9 protein-coding genes are annotated in these 12,027 nt (G+C 73.4%); all 9 read right to left on the reverse strand.

All coding sequences use genetic code 11. The features are described from left to right. Positions 1-2: 2 nt before the first annotated feature. Positions 3-1,736 carry an SDR family oxidoreductase gene (locus ABZW30_RS10595; RefSeq protein WP_355670664.1) on the reverse strand — a complete coding sequence of 578 codons (1,734 nt, stop codon included), beginning with the start codon at positions 1,734-1,736 and terminating at the stop codon, positions 3-5. Then, positions 1,733-2,665, reverse strand: coding sequence for a M24 family metallopeptidase (locus ABZW30_RS10600; protein WP_355670665.1), 933 nt, complete (start codon positions 2,663-2,665; stop codon positions 1,733-1,735). The genes ABZW30_RS10595 and ABZW30_RS10600 overlap by 4 nt, the downstream gene beginning before the upstream one ends. 39 nt (positions 2,666-2,704) lie before the next feature. Continuing rightward, a complete protein-coding gene (locus ABZW30_RS10605) occupies positions 2,705-3,793 on the reverse strand; it encodes a PDR/VanB family oxidoreductase (protein ID WP_355670666.1) in 1,089 nt (362 codons plus the stop codon). A 122-nt stretch (positions 3,794-3,915) separates the two neighbouring features. After that, the gene (locus tag ABZW30_RS10610; protein ID WP_355670667.1) at positions 3,916-4,833 is read right to left on the reverse strand and encodes a metal-dependent hydrolase; all 918 of its coding nucleotides are present in this window, start codon (positions 4,831-4,833) and stop codon (positions 3,916-3,918) included. Positions 4,834-5,083: 250 nt separating this feature from the next. Further along, on the reverse strand, positions 5,084-5,863 hold the full coding sequence (locus ABZW30_RS10615) for an IclR family transcriptional regulator C-terminal domain-containing protein (RefSeq protein ID WP_355670668.1): 780 nt from the start codon (positions 5,861-5,863) through the stop codon (positions 5,084-5,086). Between the two features lie 296 nt (positions 5,864-6,159). After that, positions 6,160-7,620 carry a catalase gene (locus tag ABZW30_RS10620; RefSeq protein WP_355670669.1) on the reverse strand — a complete coding sequence of 487 codons (1,461 nt, stop codon included), beginning with the start codon at positions 7,618-7,620 and terminating at the stop codon, positions 6,160-6,162. A gap of 58 nt (positions 7,621-7,678) precedes the next feature. Continuing rightward, complete coding sequence (alc, locus tag ABZW30_RS10625; RefSeq protein ID WP_355670670.1) at positions 7,679-8,938, reverse strand: allantoicase; 1,260 nt, start codon at positions 8,936-8,938, stop codon at positions 7,679-7,681. Positions 8,939-8,980: 42 nt separating this feature from the next. Further along, on the reverse strand, positions 8,981-10,375 hold the full coding sequence (allB, locus tag ABZW30_RS10630; RefSeq protein WP_355670671.1) for an allantoinase AllB: 1,395 nt from the start codon (positions 10,373-10,375) through the stop codon (positions 8,981-8,983). Positions 10,376-10,489: 114 nt separating this feature from the next. Continuing rightward, positions 10,490-11,632 (reverse strand): glycerate kinase, encoded by a 1,143-nt coding sequence (locus tag ABZW30_RS10635; protein WP_355670672.1) that lies wholly within the window; start codon positions 11,630-11,632, stop codon positions 10,490-10,492. Positions 11,633-12,027 lie beyond the last annotated feature (395 nt).

Raw genomic sequence — 12,027 nt, forward strand, 5'->3', positions numbered from 1 at the left:
GATCACGTGACGTTCAGACGGGCGGCCAGGCGGAGGAGGCCGGGGCTGAGCCGGGAGAGCAGGCGGGCGACCTTGGCCTCGGGGGTGACCGGGACGACGGGCTTGCCGGTGCGCACGGCGGTGACGATGGCTCCGGCGACCTTCTCCGGCGGGAAGCCGCGGCGGGCGTAGAGCTTGGCGGCCCGGGCCTGCTTGGCGGCCTGCTCGGCGGCGGTGGTGGCGGAGAAGGTGGAGGTGCGGGTGATGTTGGTGTCGACGATGCCGGGGCAGATGGTGGAGACGCCGATGCCGTGGCCGACGAACTCCGCGCGCAGGCAGTCGGAGAGCATGAACACCGCGGCCTTGCTGGTGGCGTAGGCGGTGAGCGCCTTGGCCGGCAGGTAGGCGGCGGCCGAGGAGACGTTGACGATGTGGCCGCCCTGGCCGCGGTCGGCCATCAGGGTGCCGAAGGCGCGGCAGCCGTGGATCACGCCCCAGAGGTTGACGTCCAGGACCCGTTGCCACTCCTTCTCGGTGGTCTGCAGGAACGTTCCGGAATGGCCGATGCCCGCGTTGTTGACCATCACGTCGGGCACCCCGTGCTCGGCGGCGACGGTCTGCGCGAACTCGTCCATCGCGGCGCCGTCGGAGACGTCCACCCGGTAGGCGTGCGCCTTCGGGCCGATCAGCGAGGCGAGTTCGGCGGTGCGCTCGGCGGCCGCGAGGTCGAGGTCGCAGACCACCACCCGGGCGCCGTCCTCGGCGAAGGCGAGCGCGGTGGCCCGTCCGATGCCGCTGCCGCCGCCGGTGACGACCACCAACCGGCCGTCACCCTCGGCGGTTCGGGGGTCGCCCGCGCTCCCGGTCTCGATGCGGGCGGTGAACTCGCGGACCATGCCGGCCACGGTGGCTCCCTTCTCCAGCAGCGCCGCCCAGTGGCCGGCGTGCAGAGTGCGTCGGGTCAGCTCGGGCACCCAGCGTTCCAGGCCCTCGGAGAGGTAGGTGCCGGCGTAGCGGTCCCGGGTGAGGGTGATCAGCTGGACCGGCACCTCGGTCGACCGCTCACGCGGACTGCCCATGGTGGGGCGGAAGTTGGCGCGGTACAGCTCGATGCCGCGGACCGCGTCGCGGCGCAGGCTCGGCTTCGGGTGGTCCGCGCGCGGGGAGACGTGCTCCAGGTCGCGCAGCACCCGCGGCCAGGCCCGGGCCAGGCCGAGGCGCCAGACGGCGGGGGCGAGGAAGGGCAGGTGGAAAGCGGTGATGTACCAGGAGTGCAGGCCCTGGTGGAGCAGCTGCCCGAGGTGGCGCGGGGTGGGACGGCGCAGCCGGTGGCGCAGCCAGTAGCCCATGTGGTCCAGGCAGGGGCCGGACATGGTGGTGTACGAGGCGATCCGGCGCTCGGCGCCGGGGGCGGTGACGGCCTCCCAGGACTGGATCGAGCCCCAGTCGTGGGCGACGACGTGGACCGGGCGCTCCGGGCTGACGGCGTCGGCGACGGCGAACAGGTCGTCGGCGAGCTGCTCCAAACGGTAGCCGTCCCGGTTCGCGGGGACGCCCGACTCCCCGGCGCCGCGCACGTCGTAGCGGACCACGTGGTGGTCGCGGGCGAGGTCGGCGGCGATGTCGTCCCAGACGGCGTGGGTGTCCGGGTAGCCGTGCACCAGCAGGACGGTGGGGGCGTCCGGGTCGCCCTGCTCGAAGACGGCGAGCGGGAGGCCGCCGGAGTGAACGGTCCGGCGGCGGATCGGGGTCGTCATCGGGTGGCCTCCAGGGCGGTCGGCTCGTCATCGGTCGGCTCGTCATCGGTCGGCTGGGCGTCGACCCGGTCAGTGTCGGCCGACTCGTCGGTGGCGGTCCAGCGGCGGACGTGCGGGAGGTCGTCGTCGAGCCAGTAGGCGTCGTCCTCGGTGACCACCAGCAGTTCCTCGAACTTGATGCCCACGCCGCGGAATCCGATGTGCGGCTCGACCGCCCACAGGCCCGGGGTGGGAGCGTGCCGGGAGGAGCGGCCGTCCGCCCACAGTGGCGAACGGCCGTGCAGGCGCTCGGAGATGAGTTCGCGGCCGAGGGTCTGCAGGGTGCGCACGCCGAAGCCGAAGACGTTCACCCCGGCCGGGCCGCGCACGGTGGTGCGGGTGACCTGGTGGCCGATCACCCGGCCCGGGTAGACCTGGTGGCGGTTGTCGTAGCCGTGCGCGGCGATCTGCGCGTCCACGGCCGCGTACACCTCGTTGAGCGGCTTGCGGGCGCGCACCTCGGCGAGGATCAGCTCGCGGTAGACCTTGAGGTCGGCGGCCAGGCGGTCCCAGACCTTGTTCTCGCCCACCTTGCCGCCGTAGCCGATGTCGGCGGTGTAGCCGTCCACGACGGGCGCGCAGTCCAGCACGTACGGCATGCCCTCCTCCAGCTTGCGGTTGCCGGCGAAGAACTGCAGCGGGGTGCGGAAGTGCCGGAAGGCCGTCCGGTCGCCGAACCAGGCGAAGGGGACGTGGAAGAAGTCCTGCACCCCGGCGGCGACCAGGCGGCGGCGCAGCTCGGCGGTGGCCTGCCGCTCGGTGACGCCCGGTTCGATCCAGGCGGCGACCTGTTCGGCGCAGTGGTAGGCGAGTTGCTGGGTCTCGCGGAAGCGGGCGAGGTCGCGCTCGGTGTAGGAGAACGTCGGCATCGCATTCGCCATCGGGGGCATCGGGAGGCTCCTTCTCGGGACGCTGCGGCTGGGCGGCGGTCAGACGTCGAGCACGAGGGTCTCGCCCTCGGCGGCCCGGGAGACGCAGGGCAGCAGGGCGCCGGCCACACGCTGCTCGGGGGTGAGGCGGCGGTCCCGGTGGTCTGGCGTACCGGACAGCAGACGGACCTCGCAGGTACCGCAGAAGCCCTGGTGGCATGAGTACGGGAGGTCCGGGCGGGCCTCGCGCAGCACGTCCAGGGCGGAGCGGTCGGCAGGGACGTCCAGGGTCGGGCCGTCGGTGCCGAGCCGGACGGCGAAGCGCTCGCCGTCGGTGATCGGGGCCGCGCCGAAGCGCTCGAAGTGCAGGGCGGAGGCCGGGGACCCGTCCAGTGCCCGTTGGACGGCGGCGAGCATCGGGGCCGGGCCGCAGCAGTAGACGGCCGCGCCGCGCGGGGCGTGGGCGAGCAGTTCGGCGCCGGTGGGGACGCCGCCGTGCTCGTCGTCGGTGCGCAGCACCACGCGGTGCGGGTCGAGGGAGCGCAGCTCCTCCGCGTACGGGAGGGTGTCGACGCTGCGGCCGACGTGGACCAGGCGCCAGTCCAGGCCGTGCCGCTGGGCCTCGTGGACCATCGGCAGCAGCGGGGTGATGCCGATGCCGCCGGCCAGCAGCAGGACGGCGGGCTCGGCGCAGAAGGCGAAGCCGTTGCGCGGGCGGCGGGCGGCGAGGCGGGCGCCGGGGTGCAGGGTGTCGTGGATCTCGACGGAACCGCCGCCGCCCCCGGGCAGCTTGCGGACGGCGATCCGGTAGCCGCGCCGCTCGGCCGGGTCGCCGCTGAGCGAGTAGTGGCGCTCGCGGCCGGAGGGCAGGGCGAGGCGCAGGTGGGCGCCGGGCTGCCAGGGCGGCAGCCGGCCGCCGGAGGGGTCGGCGAGGCTCAACTCGATGATGTCGGCGGCGAGTTCCCGGCGGGCGGTGACGACCAGCTGCAGCTGCGGGGTGGGGCGACTGAGCGGGCGGCGGGGGTTGCGGCGCAGCAGGGGACTGCCCAGGGCCGGGGAGTAGCGGTCGCCGAAGGCGGTGAGGAAGCGGATGAAGGCGTCGACGCGGGGGCGGCCGTAGAGGTCTGGGGGCGGGGTGAGCAGGTCCATCCGGGCGGGTCCTTGGCGTGGGAGAGGGGCGGGCGACAGCTGACGGGTTTCAGATTTCAGACTTCAGATTTCAGCGAACAGATGACGTCCTCTGTTTGCTGAAATCCGTCAGTTGTCAGTTGTCAGTTGTTCGCGGCGGCGGCGCGGGCGGCCGGGGAGGTGGCGAGGTAGCCCAGCGCCTGGCTGGAGGACCCCTCCTGGGTCGGGTGGTATCCCGGCCGCAGGTAGCGCAGCCCGGAGCGGACCGACCGGAGCGGGTCCGGCAGCAGTCCGCGCTTGGCGATCCGCCCCGCCTCCCGCCAGGTGGGCTTGAGCCGCCCCTCCAGCGTCGGGTCGGCGGCCAGCAGGAAGCGGGCCCCGCGCACCCAGAGGTGGACCAGCAGCGGCCCGGACACCGCCATCCCGCGCACCCGGCGCAGGTAGCCCGGGTCCAGGTGGACCATCAGGTCGTAGGCGACGCTGCGGTGCTCGACCTCTTCGGCGCCGTGCCAGCGCAGCAGGTCGAGCATCGTCGGATCGGCCTTGGCCCGGTCCAGGCCCGGCGAGTTGAGCGCCCAGTCGCCGAGGAAGGCGGTGAAGTGCTCGATCGCCGCGATGAAGGCGACCCGCTCGATGATGTTCTCCCGCCGCCGGGCCGGTGTCAGGCCCGGCTTGCCGCCCAGGATGCGCTGGAACAGCCAGGCGATCTGCCGCACGTACGGGCGCGGGTCGAGCCCCTGGTCGAGGAGGTGGTCGAGCACCTCCTGGTGCGCCTCGGCGTGGATGGCCTCCTGCCCGATGAACCCGAGCACCTCCTCGCGCAGCTGCTCGTCCCGGATGAGCGGCAGCGCCTCCTTGAACACCTTGACGAACCAGCGCTCGCCCTCGGGCAGCAGTAGGTGCAGCACGTTGATGACGTGGGTGGCCATCGGCTCGTCCGGGATCCAGTGCAGCGGCAGCTGCGCCCAGTCGAAGCGGACGTCCCGGGGCTCCAGGACGAGGCTGTCGTGCACGCGCGCGGCGGGGGCGGCGAGGGCGGGGACGGGGGTGGATCGGGGCATGGCAGGCCCTCCTGACCTGGGAGCGGCGGCTCGGCTCAGGGAAACGTACTCGCCGGTAGCGGCGCCGACAAGGGTTTCGGCGACTCTTATCGACATCGAGTCTAATAAGTGATGTGCGCCGGGAGGCGACCTCGGAATCACTCCGTCGGAAACCCGGAAACACTCCGTCGGAAAACAGGCGGGCCCCGCCGGACGCGACACGTCCGACGGGGCCCGTCGAGCAGGGCCGGGCAGCGCGCGGCGGCGCCGCTCAGACCGCCATCGCCAGCATCAGCGGCGCCGCCCGGGCCGCCAGCAGTTCCGCGGCGGCCTTCAGCTTGTGGATGTTGTCCACCGGCATCGAGGTGGCCAGGCAGCCGACCGTGCTGCCCGCCGTGATCGGCACCGCGGCGCACACCGTACCGAGGGCGTACTCCTGGATGTCCAGCACCGGCACGGTGGCCGGCTGCCGCTCCAGCCGGTGCATCAGCTGGTCGGCGTCGGTGACGGTGCGGGAGGTGAGCCGGGCTACCGGGTGCCGGGAGAGGTGGTCGCGCCGGCCGTCCACGTCCAGCTGACTGAGCAGGCACTTGCCGATCGCGCTGGCGTGCGCGGTGGCGCGGAAGTCCACCCACTCCTGGACGGCCGGCGCGAAGTCGGAAGCAGAGACCGCCTCGACCGACAACTCCCCGTCGTGGTACCGGCTGAAGTACACCGCGGCGCCCAACTCGTCCCGGAGTTCGGCGAGTTTGCGATTCAGTCGGGCCTTGACGAGCTGCTCCCGGTTGTGCTGTCCGAGCAGGGCGAAGGTGCCGCCGAGCACCCAACCGCCGTCCTGGCACTGGAGGTAGCCCTCGATCTCGAGGAGCTCGGCGAGCCGCCGGACGGTCGGCAGGCCGAGCGAGGTCTCCCTCGCGAGGGCGACCAGGGTGGCACCGTCGGGGTGCCGGTCGACGGCCTCCAGCAGTCTGAGGGCGTACTGCAGGGAGGTGAACGGGCCCGTCAGACCCTGGTCCAGCGCGGCGTGACGACCCGGGGCTGGTGTCGACATGTCGTCCCCTTCCGATGTCCCCCCACGGAGCGACCGCGGGCGGCCTCCAGCCTATCCACCCGGCGGCCCCGGCAACTGGCGTCCGTGAATATCCGTGAACATTCCGTGGAGCAGCTGCCGGTCGGCTGGTAAAAGGGGCCCCTCGAGACGACTCCGGCCGCACGACGCCCAACGGGCCCCCCACTGCCCTGGGGGGAGGAGCCCGTCATGCGGCCGCCTGGGTGCGGGCCCCGGCGGCCGGTGAGGGGGTGCGGAAGGAGCGGTCGATCAGTCGACCCCCGGCCCCTGAGTCAGGGTCAGCCCTCGTCGCCGTCGCGCAGCTTGGCGACAGCGGCCTCGACCCGGGCGCCGTACTCCTCGTCGGCGGCGTGGAGGTGGGCCAGGTTCTTCTCCACCACGTCGTCCCGCGTCACCTGCGCCAGGGAGCCCGCGATGTTGTCGACCAGGCGGGTCTTCTCGCCCTCCGACATCAGCCGGTACAGCTCGCCGGCCTGGAAGAAGTCGTCGTCCTTGGTGTGGGCCGGCGTGGCGTAGGCGCCGGTGCGGCCGTCCACCTTGACCGGCGCGGCGAGCGCGCTGTCGCTCTGGGTCGGGCCGTCGTACGAGTTGGGCTCGTAGTTCTTGCCGCGGCCGGCGCTGTTGACGGCCATGAACCCGTCCCGGCCGTAGTTGGCGGCCTCGGTGGCGCGCGGGGCGTTCACCGGCAGCAGGGTGTGGTTGACGCCGAGGCGGTACCGCTGGGCGTCCGCGTAGGCGAACAGCCGGCCCTGGAGCATCTTGTCCGGGGACGGGCCGATGCCGGGCACGAAGTTGTTCGGCGAGAACGCGGACTGCTCGACCTCGGCGAAGACGTTCTCCGGGTTCTTGTTGAGCACCAGGCGGCCGACCTTGACCAGCGGGTAGTCGGCGTGCGGCCACACCTTGGTGAGGTCGAAGGGGTTGAAGCGGTAGTCCGCCGCCTCGGCGACCGGCATCAGCTGGACGTAGAGGGTCCAGGACGGGAACACCCCGCGCTCGATGGCCTGGTGCAGGTCGCGCTGGTGCGAGTCGGCGTCGGCGCCGACCACCTCGGCGGCCTGGCCGCCGTCCAGGGAGCGGATGCCCTGGTTGGTCTTGAAGTGGTACTTCACCCAGTAGGCCTCACCCTCGGCGTTGACCCACTGGTAGGTGTGCGAGCCGTAGCCGTTCATGTGGCGGTACGAGGCCGGGATGCCGCGGTCGCCGAACAGCCAGGTGATCTGGTGGGTCGAGGCCGGCGAGTGGGCCCAGAAGTCCCAGACGTTGTCCGCCTCCTGCACGCCGGTGTACGGGTCGCGCTTCTGCGAGTGGATGAAGTCGGGGAACTTGATCGGGTCCTTGATGAAGAACACCGGGGTGTTGTTGCCGACGAGGTCGTAGTTGCCGTCCTCGGTGTAGAACTTCAGCGCGAAGCCGCGCGGGTCGCGCACCGCGTCGCTGGCGCCCAGGTTGCCGGCCACGGTGGAGAAGCGCAGGAAGACCTCGGTGCGCTTGCCGACCTCGGACAGGAACGCCGCCCGGGTGTACCGCGACACCTCGTCGGTGACCTCGAAGTAGCCGTACGCGCCGGAGCCGCGGGCGTGCACGACGCGCTCCGGGATGCGCTCGCGGTTGAACCGGGCCAGCTTCTCCAGCAGGTGCTGGTCCTGGATCAGCAGCGGGCCGTACTCGCCGGCCGAGGCCGAGTTCTGGTTGTCGGCGACCGGGGCGCCGGACTCCGTGGTCAGGATCTTGGACATGGAGGGTCCTTCAGGTGTCGAAAAGGCGGTGCGTGGAGAGGTGGGCGAGCGCCGCGGCTCAGATGCCGAGCAGGCGCCAGAGCGCCGAGCGGCGGCGGGCGGAGTGCTCGCCGTCGGGGCCGTCGGACGGCTGGAGGCCGGCCACCGCGGCGGTGGCCGCGGCCGGGTCCGCCAGCGGACGGGCGGCGGTCAGCGCGGCGGCCTCCTCGCCGGCCAGGCCGGCGGCGGTGAGCGCGGCCGCGGCCTCGGCGGCCGGGGCGGCGTTGAACCAGCGCAGCGCGAGGGCCGCGCGGCCGGCCTCGGTGAGGCGGCCGGTGAGCCGGAGGCGGGCGAGCCCGCCGTCCGGGTACACGTTGATCCGCACGTGGGTCACCGAGCGGCCCACGTCGAGCCGGAAGCGGTGCCGGGTGTCGGGCTGCAGACGGGTGCGGGGCAGGATCTCGAACCACTCGCCGCCGGCCGGGTCCTGTCCGGTCGAGGCGTCGAAGCCGATCAGGTCGGCCCAGCCGGGGGCGTTGGCGACGAAGTGGGTGGTGTCCACCTCGGCGGCCAGGACCTCACCGCCCCCGGCCAGGGCGATCTGTACCCAGTCGTTGGCCTTGTCGCGCCGGCGCCGGGTCTCCCAACCCTCGCCCATGACGGAGGCGCGACCGGGAGCGTTCAGGTTGTGCGGGGAGGAGAAGTAGCGGTCGGAGGCCGCCTCGGCCACGCCGCCGTACTCCTGGGCGGCCAGGTCGAAGGTGAGGCCGTCCAGTTCGCGCGGGTCCGGCAGCACCTCGCCGTGCACCCGGAGCCGGGCGACGCCGCCGTCCGGGAAGATGTTCAGCCGCACGTGGGTGTAGCGGGTGTCGTCCTGGACGGCGAACTCGTGGACGGTGTCGCCCTGGAGCGGGGTGCGCGCCAGGATGACGGTCCACTCGGCGTCCTGCAGTTCCTCGGGCGAGGGGTGCCCGGGGACGGAGGCGGCCTCGACCGAGGCGCTCTCCGGGTAGTTGCCGGTGAAGTGGGCGGTGTCGACGATGAGGCCGCGGATCACGCCGCCGACGCCGAGCCGGACGATCGCCCAGTCGTGGTCCCGGTCGGTGGGGTGCGGCTGGTCGGCGGAGACGCCGCGCCGGCGCTTGGACTCCCAGCCGTCCATGATCTGGCCCTTGTGGCCGAAGGTGTGCGGGCGGAACTCGGCGGGCTTGGCGACCAGCAGGTTCTCCGCGTCCGCGAAGGTGTCCTCATTGGTGGCGACGACGCCCGCGCCGAGCAGCCGGGAGGCCAGGTCGACCAGCTCGGTGAAGGGAGCGCTCGGGGTGTCGGCAGTGGTCACTGACTCTCCTCAGAAGACGGTGTCGGTTCAGGCCGCGCTGGATCAGGAAGTGCTGTCGGAAAGGGGGTTGGAGGGCCGGGTGAGCTGGCGTCCGAACGGCTCGGCTCCGGTGTCCACCGCGCGGCCGCGCAGCCAGGTGGTGCGGACGGCGCCGGTCAAGGTCCGACCCGCATACGGGGTGACCGGGTTTCGGTGATGCAACTCGCCCGCGTGGACGGCGAATTCGCCGTCGGGGTCGAACGCGACCAGGTCGGCGTCGCAGCCCGCCGCGATGGCGCCCTTGATACCGCTGAGGCCGACCAGCTCGGCCGGTCCGGCGGACATCCAGCGCACCACGTCGGCCAGGGTGTGGCCGCGCCGACGGGCCTCGGTCCAGACGGCCGGCAGGCCCAACTGCAGCGAGGCGATGCCACCCCAGGCGGCCGCGAAGTCGCCGCTGCCGCCGTATTCGGGCAGCGACTTGAGGTCGGGAGTGGACGGGGAGTGGTCGGAGACGACGGCGATGAACTCGCCGTTCGCCAGGGCCTCCCAGAGCGCGTCCCGGTTGGCCTCGTCGCGGATCGGCGGGCAGCACTTGAAGGCGGTGTCGCCGTCCGGCACCTGCTCGGCCGCCAGCGTCAGGTAGTGCGGGCAGGTCTCGGCGGTCACCTGGACGCCGTCCTCGCGGGCCCGGCGCAGCAGCGGCAGCACGGCCGCCGAGGAGACGTGCAGGATGTGCACCCGGGCGCCGGTCCGACGGGAGCCGGTCTTGTCGAGCGCCGCCAGCAGGTGGGCGACGGCCGCGGTCTCCGCGTCGGCGGGGCGGGAGGCGAGGAAGTCCCGGTAGTGGACGCCGGGTCGGTGCGGCGCGGCGGCCAGCACGGCCGGATCCTCGGCATGGATGATCGCCAGCGCCCCGATCCGGACCTGCTCGGCCAGCGCGGCCTCCAGGTCGGCGCCCTCGACGTGCGGGAACTCGTCCACGCCGGAGGGGGCGAGGAAGCTCTTGAAGCCGAACACGCCCTCCCGGTAAAGGGGTTCGATGTCCGGCACGTTGCCGGGGACGGCGCCGCCCCAGAAGCCGAGGTCGACCCAGGCCTGGCCCTCGGCGGTCTTCCGTTTGGCGGCCAGCCCCGCCACCGTGGTGGTGGGCGGGATCGAGTTGAGCGGCATGTCGATGATCGTGGTGACGCCGCCCGCCGCGGCCGCCCGGGTGGCGGTGGCGAAGCCCTCCCACTCGGTGCGGCCGGGCTCGTTGACGTGCACGTGGGTGTCGACCAGGCCGGGCAGCAGGGCGGTGTCGCCGAGGTCGACGAGCTCGGCGTCGCCGACCGTGAGCGAGCCGTGCGCGGCGACCTGCTCGATCTTCCCGTCCCGGATCAGCACGTCCGCGGGGCGCTCGCCCTCGGGCAGCACCACCCGACGGGAGCGGATCACCGCTGGCTGGCCGACAGGCATGGGGGACCTCCGAAACCTGGGAGTCGGGGATGGTGGAACACGGGTGGAGGCGAAGGATTGCCGGGAGCCTAGGCCCGCCTTCAACAAAACGTCAATGGAGGAACGTACGAGGGATCAGGCCGGCAGCAGCTCTTCGGCCAACCGCTCCCCCGCGACCTCGGCCAGCTCACCGGCCTTGGTCAGGCTGTCCCCCGGCCGCTCGGCCAGATCGGTGAGGGCGATCGCGAGGGTGAACCCGGCCGCGCGCCACTCGGGCTCGGAGAGCTCCAACCGGCCCGCCACAGCGGCCACCCGAACCCCCGCCCGGGCAGCCGCCGCGGCGACTCCGGCGGGGGCCTTGCCGTGGAGCGTCTGCGCGTCCAGGCAGCCCTCGCCGGTGACGACGAGGCGTGCCCCACGCACGGCCTCGTCGAAACCCAGCAGTTCGAGCAGCAGCTCGATACCGGGTCGCATGGTGGCGCCGAGCAGGGCGAGCGCGGCGAAGCCCACCCCGCCAGCGGCCCCGGCACCGGGGGCCTGCCGTACGTCGCGGCCGGTGACCGCGGCGACCTGGTCGGCGAAGCGGGTCAGGCCCTCCTCCAGGACCACCAGGTCGGCCCCGTCGGCGCCCTTCTGCGGGCCGTAGACGGCGGCGGCGCCGCGCGGGCCGAGCAGCGGGTTGTCCACGTCGCAGGCGACCACGATCTCGACACCGGTCAGCAGCTCGGCCAGCCGGCCGGGCTCGATCCGGTCGAGCCTGCGCAACGCGGCCCCGCCGGGGGGCAGTTCGGTGCCGTCGGCGTCCAGGAGGCCGACCCCGAGCGCCTGCACCATGCCGGCACCGCCGTCGGTGCCGGCGCTGCCGCCGAGGCCCAGCACGATCCGCTTGGCGCCCAGCGAGAGCGCCCGACCGATCAGCTGGCCGACCCCGTAGGAGCCGGCCGCGAGCGGCGCGGTCCGGCCGCCGGGGAGCCGGGCGAGGCCGGAGGCCTGGGCCAGCTCGACCACGGCGGTGTCGCCACGGACGGCCAGCGCGGCGTCCACCGGCAGGCCGGTCGGGCCGGCCACCTTGGCCGGGACGCGGGTGAAGCCGGCCGCGAGCGCGGCGGCCAGGGTGCCCTCGCCGCCGTCGGCGACGGGCAGTTCGCGCACCTCGGTACCGGGCGCGGCGCGCCGGATGCCGGCGGCGATCCGGGCGGCGACCTCGGCGCCCTCCAGGGTGCCCTTGAACTTGTCCGGAGCTACGACCACATGGCCCTGGTGGGGGGTGGGGGGCATGGCGTGGTCCTCACTTCCGTAGGGGCATGACGGTGGTTCGACAAGCATGTGTCCGGCGGCCTCGGGGATGCGACCCCCCGCCCGGGTGGTGCACGCCCGCACGGGCGGTGCGACCCGCACGGGCGGTGCGACCCCCTCCCCGCCGTTCCCCTCGTCCCGCTTCCGACGTACGAGGGGCTCCCCTCGGCGGGGAGGGGGCCAGGCGATGCGCACTGGGCACGACCGAAGTACCCCCCGGGGAGGGTGCGCGCATCACCGGCTGGATCGACCGGCGGGCGGGCGGATGAGCCCCGGCCCGCACGCCGGTCGGGTCCGGCCTCCTGGCGGCGCGGGCACGACCGGATCAGGTACACGCCACCAGGAGGAGCTCAGGGCCGGGGGCTCCGCTCAGGAGC

Origin of the sequence: Kitasatospora sp. NPDC004669 (assembly GCF_040609455.1) — a bacterium.
GTDB lineage: Bacteria > Actinomycetota > Actinomycetes > Streptomycetales > Streptomycetaceae > Kitasatospora.